The sequence below is a fragment of the Streptomyces sp. NPDC110618 genome (assembly GCF_055657065.1).
The window spans coordinates 149,383-164,882 of record NZ_JBVKBN010000013.1 but is presented as its reverse complement, the minus strand read 5'-3'; the positions used below and the strand labels follow the sequence as shown (position 1 = coordinate 164,882).

Sequence of the window (15,500 nt, the reverse complement as noted above, 5' to 3'; positions counted from 1 at the left end):
GGCCGTTCACGTACCGCTCATCACCCTCGAATGAGAGGATTTTCGGCGATCCGGGGCAGTTCTCTCCAGTAGGGGGAGCGCAACGTCGAACAAGCGTGTAGCTTCCGGGGGCATCCACGGGGGAGTGTCTGTGGATGTGTGGGGATCCATTGGGGGGACTGGGGGGTTGCTCGATGGGAGTGCGGCTCATGGTGGTCGACGACCACCGATTGCTCGCCGAGGCACTGGCCTCGGCCCTGAAACTGAGGGGGCACAGGGTGCTGGCCGCGGCGGCACCGGCCGCGGGGGCGGCGGACCTGGTGATCAGCAGGGCGCCGGAGGTGTGCCTGCTGGGGACGGCGACACCGGCGGAGCCGGGGATGTTCGACCCGGTGGTGAAGATCAAGCGGGAGCGGCCGCAGGTGGCGGTGCTGGTCCTGGGCCCGGTGCCGAGTCCGAGGGGGATCGCGGCGGCGTTCGCGGCGGGGGCGTCCGGCTATGTGCGGCACGACGAGCGCATCGAGGGCGTGGAGCGCGCGATCATGAAGGCGCGGGCGGGTGAGGCGGCGGTCGCCCCGCAACTGCTCCAGGGCGCCTTCAGCGAGCTGCTCAACCCGGCGGCCCAGCCGGACGACGAGGGCCAGCGCCTGCTCCAGATGCTCACACCGCGCGAGGTCGAGGTGCTGGTCCGGGTCGCCGACGGCGAGGACACCCGCCTGATCGCCGCGGGCATGGGCATCGCCCCCTCCACGGCCCGCACCCACGTCCAGCGCGTCCTGATGAAGCTGGGCGTCGGCTCCCGCCTGGAGGCCGCGGCCCTGGCCGCCCGTACGGGCCTGCTCGACCGGGCGGGGCCGCTGGGGAACCGGGACCAGGAGCCGTCGTAGGGGTGCGGGACCAGGAGCCGTCGTAGGAGTGCGGGGCCGGCGGCCGGCCCCGCACGCGTGTCACTCGCCCCGCTCCTCCTCCGCTTCCGTCGCCGGGGGAGGCGGGGGAGGGGTCGGGCGCAGTTTCAGCCAGACCAGGAAGAAGACGCCGAGCAGCAGCATGCCCAGGCCGGTCCAGAGGTTGATGTTGACGCCCTCGGCCTTGTCCAGGGTGGCGTCGGAGGGGTTGATGCCGGCGATCGTGACGATGACGCCGTAGAGGACGAAGAGGCCGCCGATGAGGCGGCGCAGGTCGAAGATGCGGGCCGCGGTGGCGGACTTGGCCTCCAGCTCGGTGACCTCGCGCTGGACATCCTGCTCGGAGTATCCGTGGTGCTCGGACATGGTGCCTCCAATTCTCCCGCGCGGGGGTCAGAACGAGAACGGGATGTAGCAGGCGGCGGCGAGGATGATCGCGCCCCAGCCGAGCAGCGCGGGCCTGCGGTACCAGGCGTCGTCGCCCTCGGCCGGGGGTTCGCTCATGCCGGGCGAGCGGGTGCCGTAGACCAGGCCCTGGAGCTCCTCCATCGGCTTGGGCTTGGTGAACAGGGAGACCACGACCATCACCACCGCGCCCGCGACGAAGCCGACGATCGCGGAGACGAAGTTGGCGCCCTGGTCGGTGGGGATGTCGATGATCTCCTGCTTGTAGATCCAGAAGTAGTTGACCATCGCCGCGACGGTGCCCGCGAGCAGTCCCCAGAACCCGGACACCACGGACGCCCGCTTCCAGAACATGCCGACGATGAAGACGACGAACATCGGCACGTTGAAGAAGGAGAACAGCGTCTGGAGGTAGCTCATGATGTTGGAGAAGGACGAGGCCAGGAACGCCGTGCCCACCGACGCGCACACCCCGATCACCGTGATCAGCCGGCCGAAGCGGACGTAGTACGCGTCCTGCCGCCCCTTGACCACGTACCGGGCCCAGACGTCGTTGGTGAACACGGTGTTGAAGGACGACACGTTCGCCGCCATGCCCGCCATGAACGCCGCCAGCAGGCCCGTCACCGCGATGCCGAGCACGCCGTTGGGCAGCAGCTGCTCCATCAGGTACGGGATGGCGTCGTTGTACTGGTAGCCCGACTCCTCGGTGCCGAAGCCCGGGACCAGCGCCGCCGCGGCCAGTCCGGGCAGCATCACCAGGAAGACGATGAAGATCTTCGGGTACGCGGCGATCAGCGGGGTGCGCTGCGCGGCGCTGAGGTTCTTCGCCGACAGCGCGCGCTGCACCTCCGCGAAGTTCGTCGTCCAGTACCCGAAGCTCAGCACGAAGCCGAGGCCCAGCACGATGGTCAGCCAGTTGGCGCCGAGCGGGTTGTCGCTGCCGATGCCGGTGCCGCCCCAGGCGGTGGTGAAGTCGGCGCCGTGCGTCTCGGTGAGCGTGTCCGACAGGCCGTCCCAGCCGCCGACCTTCTTCATGCTCAGCGCGACCAGCGGGATCAGGGCCGCGAGGATCACGAAGAACTGCAGCACCTCGTTGTAGATCGCCGAGGACAGACCGCCCAGCGTGATGTACGCCAGCACGAAGGCGCCGGCCACCACGATCGCCACCCACTGCGGCCAGCCCAGCAGCGCCTCCACGACGATCGCGAGCGCGTACAGGTTGACCCCGGAGATCAGGATCGCCGCGAAGGCGAACAGCAGCGAACTGAGCAGATGCGCCCATTTGTCGAAGCGCAGCAGCAGCATCTCGGGGACCGAGCGCACCTTGGACGAGTAGTAGAAGGGCATCATCACCAGGCCCAGGAAGACCATCGCCGGGATGGCGCCGATCCAGTACCAGTGCACGGTGTAGACGCCGTACTGGGCGCTGTTGGCGGCCATGCCGAGGATCTCGGTGGCGGCCAGGTTGGCGGAGATGAACGCGAGGCCGGTGATCCAGGCCGGCAGCGAGCGCCCGGAGAGGAAGAAGTCGAGGCTGGTCTTCACCGAGGCGCGGGCGGCGAAGCCGATGCCCAGCACGACGACGAAGTAGATGCCGAGGATCGTGTAGTCGAGCCAGTTTGTGGGGAGCCGTAGCTCGGCAGCGGCCAGTGTGGCGGGGAATGCACCGTTTGTGGGGCTTTGCATCCCGACATTGAACCCCTCCGTCGTTCAACTTTGTTTGATTCCGGCGTTGACGCGACTGTCGAGTTATGATTACTTGTGTTTGTTTCTGTTCGGGTACGGGAATCCGTGGTGGGGAAAAGGAGTCCGGTGGTGAAGAAGACCTCGACCCGGCTGGCCGACGGTCGCGAGCTGATCTACTACGACCTGCGCGACGACGGCGTACGGGACGCGGTGGACCGCCGGCCCCTGGAGCCGACCGTCACCACCTCCGAGATCCGCCGCGACCCGCTGCTCGGCGACTCGGTCGCCATCGCCTCGCACCGCCAGGGCCGCACCTACCACCCCCCGGCCGACGAGTGCCCGCTGTGCCCCAGTGCGGGCGAGCGGCTGAGCGAGATCCCGGACTCCTCCTACGACGTGGTGGTCTTCGAGAACCGCTTCCCCTCCCTGGCCGGCGACTCCGGGCGCTGCGAGGTGGTCTGCTTCACCTCCGACCACCACGCCTCCTTCGCCGACCTCACCGAGGAGCAGGCCCGGCTGGTCCTGGACGCCTGGACCGACCGCACCTCGGAGCTGTCCCATCTGCCCGCTGTCGAGCAGGTGTTCTGCTTCGAGAACCGCGGCGCCGAGATCGGCGTCACCCTCGGCCATCCGCACGGCCAGATCTACGCGTACCCCTTCACCACCCCCCGCACCGCCCTGATGCTGCGCCAGGTGGCCCGGCACAAGGAGGCGACCGGCGGGGAGAACCTCTTCGACGCCGTCCTGGAGCGTGAACTCGCCGACGAGCGGGTCGTCCTCGCGAGTGAACACTGGGTCGCCTTCGTGCCGTACACCGCGCACTGGCCGTACGAGGTCCACCTGTACCCGCGCCGCCGCGTGCCGGATCTGCTGGCGCTGGACGAGGCCGCGCGCTCAGAGTTCCCCCAGGTTTATCTGGAACTCTTGAGGCGCTTCGACCGGATCTTCGGTGAGGGCGAGCCTCCGACGCCGTACATCGCCGCCTGGCACCAGGCGCCGTTCGGGGCGCTGGAGGAGTTCGAGGGCGTGGTCCGCGAGGACTTCGCGCTGCACCTTGAGCTCTTCACCATCCGCCGGACCAGCGGCAAGCTGAAGTTCCTCGCGGGTTCGGAATCCGGCATGAGCGTGTTCATCAACGACGTGCCGCCGGAGCGGGCGGCCGCGCGACTGCGGGAGGTAGCGAGCTCATGAAGTACCTGGTGACGGGCGGTGCGGGGTACGTCGGCAGTGTGGTCGCCCAGCATCTGCTGGAAGCGGGCCACGAGGTCACCGTGCTGGACAACCTCTCCACCGGCTTCCGCGCGGGCGTCCCCGCGGGCGCCGCCTTCGTCGAGGGCGACATCCGCGACGCCGCCAAGTGGCTGGACGACTCCTACGACGCCGTGCTGCACTTCGCCGCCTCCTCGCAGGTCGGCGAGTCGGTCGTGCAGCCCGAGAAGTACTGGGAGAACAACGTCGGCGGCTCCATGGCCCTGATCGCCGCCATGCGCGAGGCGGGCGTGCGCACGCTGGTGTTCTCCTCCACGGCCGCCACCTACGGCGAGCCCGAACAGGTCCCCATCGTGGAGAGCGCCCGCACCGAGCCCACCAACCCCTACGGCGCCACCAAGCTCGCCGTCGACCACATGATCACCAGCGAGGCCGCCGCCCACGGCCTGGCCGCGGTCTCGCTGCGCTACTTCAACGTGGCCGGTGCCTACGGCGCGTTCGGCGAGCGCCACGACCCCGAGTCGCACCTGATCCCGCTGGTCCTCCAGGTCGCGCAGGGCCGCCGCGAGTCGGTCTCGATCTTCGGCGACGACTACCCGACGCCGGACGGCACCTGCGTCCGCGACTACATCCACGTCGCCGACCTCGCCGAGGCCCACCTGCTGGCCCTGAAGGCCGCCGCGCCCGGCGAGCACCTGATCTGCAACCTCGGCAACGGCAGCGGCTTCTCCGTGCGCGAGGTCGTCGAGACGGCCCGTCAGATCACCGGGCACCCGATCCCCGCGGTCGTGGCCCCCCGCCGGGGCGGCGACCCCGCGGTCCTGGTGGCGTCCGCCGCCACCGCCCGCGAGCGGCTCGGCTGGAACCCGTCGCGCGCCGACCTCAAGGGGATCGTCGCGGACGCCTGGGAGTTCGCACTGAAGATCGCGGAGGAGGAGTAGTGGGGGAGCAGGTGCGCGACGGTTTCGCCGCGCTGTACGGATCCGCGCCCGACGGAGTCTGGTCGGCGCCCGGCCGCGTCAACCTCATCGGTGAGCACACCGACTACAACGACGGCTTCGTGATGCCCTTCGCGCTGCCGCACACCGCCGTCGCAGCCGTCTCCCGGCGCGACGACGGTGTCCTGCGCCTGCACTCGGCGGACGTCGACGGCGGCGTGGTGGAGCTGCGGCTCGACGACCTCGCCCCGGGGACCGACCGCACCTGGACGGCGTACCCGGCCGGAGTGGTCTGGGCGCTGCGCGAGGCCGGGCACCCGGTGACCGGCGCGGACATCCACCTCGCCTCCACGGTCCCGGCGGGCGCCGGCCTGTCCTCCTCCGCCGCCCTGGAGGTCGTCGTCGCCCTGGCCCTGAACGACCTGTACGAACTGGGCCTGCCCCGCTGGAAGCTGGCCCGGCTGTGCCAGCGCGCCGAGAACGTCTACGTCGGCGCCCCCACCGGGATCATGGACCAGACCGCGTCCGCCTGCTGCGAGGAGGGCCACGCGCTCTTCCTCGACACCCGGGACCTGTCCCAGCAGCAGATCCCCTTCGACCTCGCCGCCGAGGGCATGCGCCTGCTGGTCGTCGACACCCGCGTCAAGCACTCCCACAGCGAGGGCGAGTACGGCAAGCGGCGCGCGGGCTGCGAGCGGGGCGCGGACCTGCTGGGCGTGGACGCGCTGCGGGACGTGCCGTACGGCGAACTGGACGCGGCGCTCGCGCGGCTCGGGGACGACGAGGAGGCGGTGCGCCTGGTCCGGCACGTCGTCACCGAGGACGAGCGGGTGGAGAGGGCCGTCGCCCTGCTGAGGGCGGGCGACCCGCGGGCCATCGGCCCGGTGCTGGTGGCGGGCCACGCCTCGCTGCGCGACGACTTCCAGGTCTCCTGCCCCGAGCTGGACCTGGTGGTCGACACCGCGGTCGCGGCCGGCGCCCTCGGCGCCCGGATGACCGGCGGCGGCTTCGGCGGCTCGGCGATCGTGCTGGCCGAGGCGGCGGACGTGGACACCGTCACCAAGGCGGTCCAGGAGGCCTTCGCCGCGGCCGGCCTCACCGCCCCGCGGGTCTTCGAGGCGGTCCCCGCGGCGGGCGCCCGGCGCCTCAGCTGAACCGCTTGGTCAGGGTGTACTCCGTGATCCCCGGCGGATAGTCGGGGATCACGCACACCACCTCGTACCCGTGTCGCTGGTAGAACTCCGGCGCCTGGAAGTCCCACGTCTCCAGGCGTACGGCGGCACAGCCCCGCTCCTCACGGGCCACCCGCTCCGCCTCGGCGAGCAGCCGTGAACCGAGCCCGGCGCCCCGGTGGCGTACGTCGACCCACAGATAGGTCACGTGCAGCCAGCCCGCCCAGGTGTGTCCGACGAGACCTCCGGCCAGTTCGCCCGCGTCGTCCAGCAGCCACACGTGCAGCGGAACCTCGCGTTCGGCGGGGGTTCCGCGCAGCGCGCTGATCACCGGCGAGGCCGCGGTGTTGGTCTCCCGCAGCCGCGCACGAAGAAGATCGCGCCGCTCTTTGTCGACTTCTGTCTCCATTCGGAACATGCGGCTCACCATAAACGCCCGAACGGGTCAGTTCTGCAAATTGCCTTCCGCTCCCGGCCCCCGCCCGTACTCTGATGAACAGCGCCGGTGGGGGCCGGTGCTGATCAGGGGGCGAGACAGTCGGGTACGACGCCCGCGGTGGGGGTACCAGTTTCTGCACGGCGGCGGCCGTGTGGCTGCGCCAAACCGTGGGCGTCGTGCCTGCGCCTGTCGTCGTTCTCCGGACCAGTGGGGGTTTCAGTGGTTCGCATCCGAGTTCTGGTCGTCGACGACCACCGCATCTTCGCCGAGTCGCTCGCCGCCGCGCTGGCTGCCGAGCCCGACGTCGACGTCTCCGCCGCGGGCAGCGGTCCGGCCGCCCTGCGCAGCCTGGAGCGCGCGGCCGCCGAGGGGCGCCGCTACGACGTCCTGCTCGTGGACGCCGACCTGGGCGCGATGCCCGGCCTCAGGCCCGCCGTGCCGGTCCAGGAGGTGGGGGAGGACGGTCTGGTCGACGGCATCTCCCTCGTCGCCGGGGTGCGCTCGACGCAGCCCGGGGTGCGGATCGTGGTGCTCGCCGAGAAGGACGACCCGCGGCGGGCGGCGCTCGCGCTGCAGGCCGGGGCCTCCGGCTGGGTGGCCAAGGACTGCTCGCTGTCGCGGCTGCTGAACGTCATCCGGGGCGTGCTGCGCGACGAGACGCACCTGCCGCCCGCCCTGCTCACCGGTGTGCTGCGGGAACTGACGGCCGCGCGCAAGCACCGCACCGAGAGCGAACGGCTCGTGGAGTCCCTGACCCCGCGCGAGCGGGAGGTGCTGCGGTGCATGGTGGCGGGCCTGGGGCGCAAGGCGGTCGCCGAGCGCCTCTACCTCTCCCCGCACACCGTCCGCACCCACATGCAGAACGTGCTGGGCAAACTCGGCGTCCACTCCACACTGGCCGCGGTGGCACTGGCCCGCCGGGCGGGTGTGGGCCCGGTGGACCTGACGAACGACGTGGTGGAACGCGGCGGACAGCTGGCGTAGCGCTTCCGGCCTTCCGGCTTTGCGGTCTTCTGGCCTGCTAGCCGGGGATGTTGTCGAACGGCGCGGTCAGCTGCCGCAGCAGCCCGGCCAGTTCGCCGCGCTGGGCGCGGGACAGCTCGGAGAGGATCGCGCGCTCCTGCTCCAGCAGTCCGGCCAGGGCCTGGTCCGCGCGGTCGCGGCCCTCGTCGGTGAGCCGCACCAGCACCCCGCGCCGGTCACTGGGGTCGGGGAGCCGCTCCACCAGGCCCTTCTTGGTCAGCCGGTCGATGCGGTTGGTCATCGTGCCGGAGGTGACCAGGGTCTGCGTCAGCAACTGCCCGGGGGAGAGCTGGTACGGGGCCCCCGCGCGGCGCAGCGCGGTGAGCACGTCGAACTCCCAGGGCTCCAGGGCATGCTCGGAGAACGCCAGCCGGCGCGCGCGGTCCAGGTGCCGGGCCAGCCTGCTGACACGGCTCAGCACCTCCAGCGGCTCCACGTCGAGGTCGGGGCGTTCCCGACGCCACGCCGCGACCAGCCGATCGACCTCGTCCTCCATGACGATCAGTGTAGTGGTTGTGTCGACGTGAAGTCTCTTGATGTCGAGCATCTTGATATCGAGCTAAATCTGAGGGGAGGTGGCTGTCATGACGACACCCATCTGGGACCCCGCCCAGTACCTCCGTCACGCGGATCACCGGGCCCGCCCCTTCGCGGACCTGCTGGCCCGCGTCGGCGAACTGCCCGGCGACCGGCCCCGCATCGCCGACCTCGGCTGCGGCCCGGGCAATGTCACCGCCCTGCTCGCCGAACGCTGGCCCACCGCGGAGATCACCGGCTACGACAACTCCGAGGAGATGCTCGCCAAGGCCCGCGCGGACCACGGCGGCGAACGGCTCCACTTCACCCACGCCGACGTACGGACCTGGGTACCCGAACAGCCGTACGGTCTGATCGTCAGCAACGCGACCCTGCAGTGGGTGCCCGGGCACGTCGAGTGGTTCGGGGCCTGGGTGGAGGGGCTGGTGCCCGGCGGCACCCTCGCCTTCCAGGTGCCGGGGAACTTCGACTCCCCGAGCCACCGCCTGATGCGCGAGATCGCCGGCTCCGCGCGCTGGCGGGACCGCCTGTCCGGCGCCCTGCGCCACGACGGCGCCATCCGCACGCCGGAGGAGTACCTGGCCGAGCTGACCGGCCTCGGCTGCGAGGCGGACGTGTGGGAGACGACGTACATCCATCTGCTCCCCGGCGAGGACCCGGTCCTGGACTGGGTCAAGGGAACGGGCCTGCGCCCCGTCCTCACGGCGCTGGCGGACGACCCGGAGGCGAGGGACGCCTTCGTGGCGGAGTACCGCACGGCCCTGCGCGCGGCCTACCCCGCAGGCCCGCACGGCACGCCCTTCCCCTTCCGCCGCGTCTTCGCCGTGGCCCGCCGAAAGGAGACCTGATGCTGCACTCGGTCGACCACGTCCAACTGGCTGCCCCGCCCGGCTCCGAGGACGCACTGCGCGCGTACTACGTCGACGTCCTGGGCATGACCGAGCTACCGAAGCCCCCGGTCCTGGCGGCCCGCGGCGGCTGCTGGTTCGAGTCGGGCACCGTCCAGCTCCACCTGGGCATCGACCAGAACTTCCACCCCGCCCGCAAGGCCCACCCCGGCCTGCGAGTGACGGACATCGAGGCGTACGCGGCCCGCCTGAAGGCGCGAGGCGCAAAGATCACCTGGGACGACAACCTCCCGGGCCACCGCCGCTTCTACTCGGAGGACCCGGTCGGGAACAGAATCGAGTTCCTGGAGCGCCTCTCCAGCCCGTCCGGCGCTTGAGGCCGAGGCCGACGCCGTCCCAATCCCCCGCCCACCCGGAGGTGGCCGGGCAGCCGGGCCGTCCCGGCCTGTTCGGCGTTTGAGGGCGAGGTCGGCGCCGTCCCAATCCCCCGCCCACCCGGAGGTGGCCGGGCAGCCGGGCCGTCCCGGCCTGTTCGGCGTTTGAGGGCGAGATCGATGCCGTCCCAATCCCCCACCCGCCCGGAGGTGGCCGGGCAGCCGGGCCGTCCCGGCCTGTTCGGCGTTTGAGGGCGAGGTCGGCGCCGTCCCAATCCCCCACCCACCCCGCAGGTGGCCGCGCAGCCCGGCCATCCCAGCCCGTCCGGCGTTTGAGGACGAGGCCCGTTCAGGGCCGAAGGGGGGTCTGGGGGCGCAGCCCCCAGGGACGGGACGGGAAGGGGCGGCGGGGGCGAGAAACCGAAGGCGCCGCCCCCGTCGGCGCGCCCCGCCCTACGCCTTACGCCGCCCTATCAGGTGCGGCTTCGCCTCCAGCCCGTCCAGCCCGTGCCACGCCAGATTCACCAGATGCGCCGCCACCTCCGCCTTCTTCGGCCGACGCACGTCCAGCCACCACTGCCCGGTCAGCGCGACCATCCCCACCAGCGCCTGCGCGTACAGCGGCGCGAGCTTGGGATCGAACCCCCGGCTCTTGAACTCGCGCCCCAGAATGTCCTCCACCTGCGTGGCGATATCGGAGATCAGCGACGCGAACGACCCCGTCGACTGCGGAATCGGCGAGTCCCGGACCAGGATCCGGAACCCGTCCGTGTACTCCTCGATGTAGTCCAGAAGAGCGAACGCCGCCTGCTCGCACAGTTCACGCGGATGGCCGGCCGTCAGCGAACTGGTCACCATGTCCAGCAGCCGCCGCATCTCACGGTCCACGACCACCGCGTACAGCCCCTCCTTGCCGCCGAAGTGTTCGTACACCACCGGCTTGGAGACCCCGGCCTTCGCCGCGATCTCCTCCACCGACGTGCCCTCGAACCCCTTCGCGGCGAAGAGGGTGCGACCGATCTCCAGGAGCTGCTGGCGGCGCTCCGCACCGGTCATCCGGGTGCGTCGCGCACGCCGCGGCTTGTCGTTGCCCTGGGTACTGCTGGAGTCGGTCGCCACGGCGTCAATCATGCCGCCTTTGCGGCCTTGGCCCGGCGCGGGGAGCCTTCTTCCTCGGTGTTGCGGCGGGAATCGATACGCGAGCGTGACGGCCAGCGCACGTCGTACGCCCAGCCCGCCAGCTCGAACCAGCGGATCAGACGCGCGCTGGAGTCGAGCTGCCCGCGCATCACCCCGTGCCGCGCCGACGTCGGGTCGGCGTGGTGCAGGTTGTGCCAGGACTCGCCGCAGGACAGCACCGCCAGCCACCACACGTTGCCCGACCGGTCACGGGACTTGAAGGGCCGCTTGCCGACCGCGTGGCAGATGGAGTTGATCGACCAGGTCACGTGGTGCAGCAGCGCCACCCGTACCAGCGAACCCCAGAAGAAGCCGGTGAAGGCGCCCCACCAGGACCAGGTCACCAGACCGCCGATCAGCGCGGGCAGCGCCAGCGACAGCGCGGTCCACAGCACGAACTGGCGGGAGATCGCCCGCAACGCCGGGTCCTTGATCAGATCCGGCGCGTACTTGTCCTGCGGGGTCTGCTCCTCGTCGAACATCCATCCGATGTGCGCCCACCACAGGCCCTTCAGCAGCGCCGGAAGGCTCTCGCCGTAGCGCCACGGGGAGTGCGGGTCGCCCTCGGCATCGGAGAACTTGTGGTGCTTGCGGTGGTCGGCGACCCAGCGGACCAGGGGCCCCTCGACCGCCATGGACCCGGCGATCGCCAGGGCGATCTTCAGGGGCCGCTTGGCCTTGAAGGAGCCGTGGGTGAAGTGCCGGTGGAAGCCGATCGTGATGCCGTGGCAGCCCAGGTAGTAGAAGAAGACCAGCAGGCCGAGGTCGAGCCAGCTCACTCCCCAGCCCCAGGCCAGCGGCACCGCGGCCAGCAGCGCGAGGAACGGGACGGTGATGAACAGCAGCAGCGCGATCTGCTCGATCGACCGCTTCTGCTCCCCGCCGAGCGTGGCGGAGGCGGTCGGGGTGTCGTCGTTCGCCTGCGGGGCGTCTTCGATCACATCGGAGCTCGTGGTCATGGGCGTCCCCTGTGGGGTCGAGGGTGGTGAGACAAATGCCGGACGGCCGCGGGAACCGCCTTCCGGTTCGGGTGCAACGGTCCCTACGGTTCCGTAACCTACGGCGTCGTAAGTATGGCAGCGTGTCGCCTTGCGGCAAGAGCCCGTGAGACAGCGCGTCCGCCCCGGCACCTATCCTTGTGTCGGTCGGACAGCGCGGTCCGCTCTGATTTCTTCCCGGATGTCCGGACCGTATGCGGCGAGCCGCCGCGCGTGACGTGCCTTCGGGTTCCCTCCCAGACGAGCTTCAACACTGCAAGGAGCCGCACCTGTGAGCAGTGCCGACGACCTGACTACCAGCACCACGTCGAGCAGCAGTGAGCTGCGCGCCGACATCAGGCGCCTGGGTGATCTCCTTGGCGAGACCCTCGTCCGGCAGGAGGGTCCAGAACTCCTCGACCTCGTCGAGAGGGTCCGCCGACTGACCCGCGAGGACGGCGAGGCCGCGGCCGAGCTGCTGCGCGGCACCGAGCTCGACACGGCGGCCAAGCTGGTGCGGGCCTTCTCCACCTACTTCCACCTCGCCAACGTCACCGAGCAGGTGCACCGCGGTCGCGAGCTGCGCGCCAAGCGGGCCGCCGAGGGCGGTCTGCTCGCCCGTACGGCCGACCGGCTCAAGGACGCCGACCCCGAGCACCTGCGCCAGACGGTCGAGCACCTCAATGTCCGCCCGGTCTTCACCGCGCACCCCACCGAGGCCGCGCGCCGGTCGGTACTGAACAAGCTCCGGCGTATCGCCGCGCTGCTGGAGACCCCGGTCATCGAGGCCGACCGGCGGCGCCACGACACCCGTCTGGCGGAGAACATCGACCTCGTCTGGCAGACCGACGAACTGCGCGTGGTCCGTCCGGAGCCCGCGGACGAGGCGCGCAACGCGATCTACTACCTCGACGAGCTGCACGCGGGCGCCGTCGGTGACGTCCTGGAGGACCTGACGGCCGAACTGGAGCGGGTCGGCGTCAAGCTCCCCGACGACACCCGCCCGCTCACCTTCGGCACCTGGATCGGCGGCGACCGCGACGGCAACCCCAACGTCACCCCGCAGGTCACCTGGGACGTGCTGATCCTCCAGCACGAGCACGGCATCAACGACGCGCTGGAGATGATCGACGAGCTGCGCGGCTTCCTGTCGAACTCCATCCGCTACACCGGCGCCACCCAGGAGCTGCTGGACTCCCTGAAGACGGACCTGGAGCGCCTGCCGGAGATCAGCCCCCGTTACAAGCGGCTGAACGCCGAGGAGCCCTACCGGCTCAAGGCCACCTGCATCCGGCAGAAGCTGGAGAACACCAAGACGCGCCTGGCCAAGGGCATCCCGCACGAGGAGGGCCGCGACTACCTCGGCACCTCCGAGCTGCTGCACGACCTGACCCTGATCCAGACCTCGCTGCGCGAGCACCGCGGCGGCCTGTTCGCCGACGGCCGGATGAACCGCACCATCCGCACCCTGTCCGCCTTCGGCCTGCAGCTCGCCACGATGGACGTCCGCGAGCACGCCGACGCCCACCACCACGCCCTCGGCCAGCTGTTCGACCGGCTGGGTGAGGAGTCCTGGCGGTACGTGGACATGCCGCGCGAGTACCGGGCCAAGCTGCTCGCCAAGGAGCTGCGCTCGCGCCGTCCGCTGGCCCCGACGCCGGCGCCGGTGGACGAGGCGGGCGAGAAGACCCTCGGCGTCTTCCAGACGATCAAGCGGGCGCTGGAGGTGTTCGGCCCCGAGGTGATCGAGTCGTACATCATCTCCATGTGCCAGGGCGCCGACGACGTCTTCGCCGCGGCCGTGCTGGCGCGCGAGGCGGGTCTGATCGACCTGCACGCGGGCTGGGCCAAGATCGGCATCGTGCCGCTGCTGGAGACCACGGACGAGCTGAAGGCCGCCGACACGATCCTGGAGGACATGCTCGCCGACCCCTCCTACCGGCGGCTGGTCGCCCTGCGCGGCGATGTCCAGGAGGTCATGCTCGGCTACTCCGACTCCTCCAAGTTCGGCGGCATCACCACCTCGCAGTGGGAGATCCACCGCGCCCAGCGCCGACTGCGCGACGTGGCGCACCGCTACGGCGTACGGCTGCGGCTCTTCCACGGCCGCGGCGGCACCGTCGGCCGCGGCGGCGGCCCCTCGCACGACGCGATCCTCGCCCAGCCCTGGGGCACCCTGGAGGGCGAGATCAAGGTGACCGAGCAGGGCGAGGTCATCTCCGACAAGTACTTGGTGCCGTCGCTGGCCCGGGAGAACCTGGAGCTGACCGTCGCGGCCACCCTCCAGGCGTCCGCCCTGCACACCGCCCCGCGCCAGTCGGGCGAGGCGCTGGCCCGCTGGGACGCGGCGATGGACGTGGTCTCCGACGCCGCGCACGCCGCCTACCGCAGGTTCGTCGAGGACCCGGACCTGCCGACGTACTTCCTCGCCTCGACGCCGGTGGACCAGCTCGCCGAACTGCACCTCGGCTCGCGGCCCTCCCGCCGCCCCGGCTCGGGCGTCTCCCTCGACGGTCTGCGGGCCATCCCGTGGGTGTTCGGCTGGACCCAGTCGCGGCAGATCGTGCCGGGCTGGTTCGGCGTGGGCTCCGGGCTGAAGGCGCTGCGCGAGGCGGGCCTGGACACGGTCCTGGAGGAGATGCACGAGCAGTGGCACTTCTTCCGCAACTTCATCTCCAACGTGGAGATGACGCTCGCGAAGACGGACCTGCGCATCGCCCAGCACTACGTCGACACCCTCGTCCCCGACGAGCTCAAGCACGTCTTCGACACCATCAAGGCCGAGCACGAGCTGACCGTGCGCGAGGTGCTGAAGGTGACGGGCGAGGCGGAACTCCTGGACGCGACCCCGGTCCTGAAGCAGACGTTCAGCATCCGGGACGCCTACCTGGACCCGATCTCCTACCTCCAGGTGGCCCTTCTCAAGCGCCAGCGCGACGCGGCCGCCGCGGGCGAGGAGCCGGACCCGCTGCTGTCCCGGGCGCTGCTGCTGACGGTGAACGGCGTCGCGGCCGGTCTGCGCAACACCGGCTGACCCGGACCGCCATCACGAAGGGCGTCCCCGGGCGGGGGCGCCCTTCGCCGTACGTCAGGCCTTGCGGCGCCGGTACACCAGGAAGCCGCCCGCGGCCACCAGCACGGCGGCGGCCGCGCCGAGCAGGCCCACCGGGGCGCCGCTGCCGGTCTCGGCGAGATCGCCGCCGGGGGTGTCGCCCTGGGGGGAGGGCGCGGAGGAAGGCGTCGGGGCCCCGGAGGCGCCGGTGCTCGGCTCGGTGCTCGGCCGCGTGCCGGGCTCGGTGCTCGGGGCCGGGCCGGACGGCGGGGCGGACTCGTCGGAGTCGTCGTCCTCGCAGTCCGTCCAGAACACCTTGTGCTTGGCCGGGCCGTGCTCGCCGTCGAAGCTCCAGAACAGCTTGTAGTGGCCGTCCGGCAAGGTCATGTCCTCGGTGCGGCCGTGGCCCTCGGCGTCCAGGACCAGCTCGCCGGACTTCACGGTCCCGCCCTTGGCGCCGGCCGTGGGGGCCCAGGACTCGATGTGCCAGTCGACCTGTTGTCCGCCGTCGAAACCGAAGGCGTCGAGGTAGAACGTGCAGGCGTGGGGCTCGTTGTGGCGCGGCTCCTCGTCGGTGGCGGCATCGTGGATCTTCACGGTGCCGTTGTCCCCGGGCGGGGTGGCGTGGGCGGTGGGGGCGAGGAACAGCGCCGCCGCCGCGGCGGCGGACACGGCGCAGGCGCGGGTGAGGGTAGGCATGGGGCAGTCCATCTTCGTGACATGAACGGGAAGATGTGGAGGGGGCGGCTCAGCTTCCGGCCGCCGCCGACTCCG

Annotated in this window: 15 protein-coding genes; 8 read left to right on the top strand and 7 right to left on the bottom strand. The window is 71.1% G+C overall.

Annotated features, from left to right (window positions below):
- Positions 1 to 173: 173 nt before the first annotated feature.
- Positions 174 to 866 carry a helix-turn-helix transcriptional regulator gene (locus ACZ7L7_RS22900; RefSeq protein ID WP_285515265.1) on the top strand — a complete coding sequence of 231 codons (693 nt, stop codon included), beginning with the start codon at positions 174 to 176 and terminating at the stop codon, positions 864 to 866.
- Positions 867 to 926: 60 nt separating this feature from the next.
- On the opposite strand, the gene ACZ7L7_RS22895 is transcribed toward ACZ7L7_RS22900, so the two are convergent.
- Both ACZ7L7_RS22895 and ACZ7L7_RS22890 read right to left on the bottom strand, forming a co-directional pair.
- Positions 927 to 1,250, bottom strand: coding sequence for a hypothetical protein (locus ACZ7L7_RS22895; protein WP_285515266.1), 324 nt, complete (start codon positions 1,248 to 1,250; stop codon positions 927 to 929).
- 27 nt (positions 1,251 to 1,277) lie between these two features.
- Positions 1,278 to 2,978, bottom strand: a complete 1,701-nt coding sequence (locus ACZ7L7_RS22890) for a sodium:solute symporter family protein (RefSeq protein WP_285515267.1) — start codon at positions 2,976 to 2,978, stop codon at positions 1,278 to 1,280.
- A 129-nt stretch (positions 2,979 to 3,107) separates the two neighbouring features.
- Here ACZ7L7_RS22890 and galT point away from each other — a divergent pair, with 129 nt between their 5' ends.
- Genes galT through galK form a run of 3 tightly spaced genes read left to right on the top strand, consistent with a single transcriptional unit; the run spans position 3,108 to position 6,279 of the window.
- Entirely contained in the window at positions 3,108 to 4,169 is a 1,062-nt protein-coding gene (galT, locus tag ACZ7L7_RS22885) for a galactose-1-phosphate uridylyltransferase (RefSeq protein ID WP_472076960.1), read from the top strand.
- Positions 4,166 to 5,128 (top strand): UDP-glucose 4-epimerase GalE, encoded by a 963-nt coding sequence (galE, locus tag ACZ7L7_RS22880; RefSeq protein WP_453603319.1) that lies wholly within the window; start codon positions 4,166 to 4,168, stop codon positions 5,126 to 5,128. The genes galT and galE overlap by 4 nt, the downstream gene beginning before the upstream one ends.
- Positions 5,128 to 6,279 (top strand): galactokinase, encoded by a 1,152-nt coding sequence (galK, locus tag ACZ7L7_RS22875; RefSeq protein ID WP_472076958.1) that lies wholly within the window; start codon positions 5,128 to 5,130, stop codon positions 6,277 to 6,279. Before galE ends, galK begins: the two co-directional genes overlap by 1 nt.
- Here galK and ACZ7L7_RS22870 read toward each other — a convergent pair.
- Positions 6,272 to 6,727: a GNAT family N-acetyltransferase gene (locus ACZ7L7_RS22870; RefSeq protein ID WP_285515271.1), complete on the bottom strand. Its 456-nt coding sequence runs from the start codon at positions 6,725 to 6,727 to the stop codon at positions 6,272 to 6,274. The genes galK and ACZ7L7_RS22870 overlap by 8 nt on opposite strands.
- Before the next feature lie 228 nt (positions 6,728 to 6,955).
- Here ACZ7L7_RS22870 and ACZ7L7_RS22865 point away from each other — a divergent pair, with 228 nt between their 5' ends.
- Complete coding sequence (locus tag ACZ7L7_RS22865; RefSeq protein WP_285515272.1) at positions 6,956 to 7,720, top strand: LuxR C-terminal-related transcriptional regulator; 765 nt, start codon at positions 6,956 to 6,958, stop codon at positions 7,718 to 7,720.
- A 37-nt stretch (positions 7,721 to 7,757) separates the two neighbouring features.
- Here the strand turns inward: ACZ7L7_RS22865 and tamR are convergent, their stop codons facing one another.
- Positions 7,758 to 8,255: a MarR family transcriptional regulator TamR gene (tamR, locus tag ACZ7L7_RS22860; protein WP_093721736.1), complete on the bottom strand. Its 498-nt coding sequence runs from the start codon at positions 8,253 to 8,255 to the stop codon at positions 7,758 to 7,760.
- An 88-nt stretch (positions 8,256 to 8,343) separates the two neighbouring features.
- Between tamR and ACZ7L7_RS22855 the strand changes: the two genes are divergently transcribed.
- A complete protein-coding gene (locus ACZ7L7_RS22855; RefSeq protein ID WP_453603314.1) occupies positions 8,344 to 9,144 on the top strand; it encodes a trans-aconitate 2-methyltransferase in 801 nt (266 codons plus the stop codon).
- A complete protein-coding gene (locus ACZ7L7_RS22850; protein WP_285515274.1) occupies positions 9,144 to 9,521 on the top strand; it encodes a VOC family protein in 378 nt (125 codons plus the stop codon). Before ACZ7L7_RS22855 ends, ACZ7L7_RS22850 begins: the two co-directional genes overlap by 1 nt.
- A 450-nt stretch (positions 9,522 to 9,971) precedes the next feature.
- Here ACZ7L7_RS22850 and ACZ7L7_RS22845 read toward each other — a convergent pair whose 3' ends face one another.
- Both ACZ7L7_RS22845 and ACZ7L7_RS22840 read right to left on the bottom strand, forming a co-directional pair.
- Positions 9,972 to 10,649 carry a TetR/AcrR family transcriptional regulator gene (locus ACZ7L7_RS22845; RefSeq protein ID WP_285515275.1) on the bottom strand — a complete coding sequence of 226 codons (678 nt, stop codon included), beginning with the start codon at positions 10,647 to 10,649 and terminating at the stop codon, positions 9,972 to 9,974.
- Positions 10,646 to 11,656 carry an acyl-CoA desaturase gene (locus ACZ7L7_RS22840; protein WP_285515276.1) on the bottom strand — a complete coding sequence of 337 codons (1,011 nt, stop codon included), beginning with the start codon at positions 11,654 to 11,656 and terminating at the stop codon, positions 10,646 to 10,648. The genes ACZ7L7_RS22845 and ACZ7L7_RS22840 overlap by 4 nt, the downstream gene beginning before the upstream one ends.
- A 310-nt stretch (positions 11,657 to 11,966) precedes the next feature.
- Between ACZ7L7_RS22840 and ppc the strand changes: the two genes are divergently transcribed.
- A complete protein-coding gene (ppc, locus tag ACZ7L7_RS22835) occupies positions 11,967 to 14,708 on the top strand; it encodes a phosphoenolpyruvate carboxylase (RefSeq protein WP_285515277.1) in 2,742 nt (913 codons plus the stop codon).
- Positions 14,709 to 14,762: 54 nt separating this feature from the next.
- Here ppc and ACZ7L7_RS22830 read toward each other — a convergent pair whose 3' ends face one another.
- The gene (locus tag ACZ7L7_RS22830) at positions 14,763 to 15,425 is read right to left on the bottom strand and encodes an LPXTG cell wall anchor domain-containing protein (RefSeq protein ID WP_285515278.1); all 663 of its coding nucleotides are present in this window, start codon (positions 15,423 to 15,425) and stop codon (positions 14,763 to 14,765) included.
- Positions 15,426 to 15,500 lie beyond the last annotated feature (75 nt).

What these genes read in the sequence shown, in the direction of transcription:
- ACZ7L7_RS22840 (WP_285515276.1), bottom strand. Translation starts at nt 11,656, where the DNA reads ATGACCACGAGCTCCGATGTGATCGAAGACGCCCCGCAGGCGAACGAC.
- ACZ7L7_RS22870 (WP_285515271.1), bottom strand. Translation starts at nt 6,727, where the DNA reads ATGGTGAGCCGCATGTTCCGAATGGAGACAGAAGTCGACAAAGAGCGG.
- galE (WP_453603319.1), top strand. Translation starts at nt 4,166, where the DNA reads ATGAAGTACCTGGTGACGGGCGGTGCGGGGTACGTCGGCAGTGTGGTC.
- ACZ7L7_RS22855 (WP_453603314.1), top strand. Translation starts at nt 8,344, where the DNA reads ATGACGACACCCATCTGGGACCCCGCCCAGTACCTCCGTCACGCGGAT.
- ACZ7L7_RS22850 (WP_285515274.1), top strand. Translation starts at nt 9,144, where the DNA reads ATGCTGCACTCGGTCGACCACGTCCAACTGGCTGCCCCGCCCGGCTCC.
- ACZ7L7_RS22900 (WP_285515265.1), top strand. Translation starts at nt 174, where the DNA reads ATGGGAGTGCGGCTCATGGTGGTCGACGACCACCGATTGCTCGCCGAG.
- ACZ7L7_RS22845 (WP_285515275.1), bottom strand. Translation starts at nt 10,649, where the DNA reads ATGATTGACGCCGTGGCGACCGACTCCAGCAGTACCCAGGGCAACGAC.
- tamR (WP_093721736.1), bottom strand. Translation starts at nt 8,255, where the DNA reads ATGGAGGACGAGGTCGATCGGCTGGTCGCGGCGTGGCGTCGGGAACGC.
- ACZ7L7_RS22830 (WP_285515278.1), bottom strand. Translation starts at nt 15,425, where the DNA reads ATGCCTACCCTCACCCGCGCCTGCGCCGTGTCCGCCGCCGCGGCGGCG.
- ACZ7L7_RS22890 (WP_285515267.1), bottom strand. Translation starts at nt 2,978, where the DNA reads ATGCAAAGCCCCACAAACGGTGCATTCCCCGCCACACTGGCCGCTGCC.
- ACZ7L7_RS22895 (WP_285515266.1), bottom strand. Translation starts at nt 1,250, where the DNA reads ATGTCCGAGCACCACGGATACTCCGAGCAGGATGTCCAGCGCGAGGTC.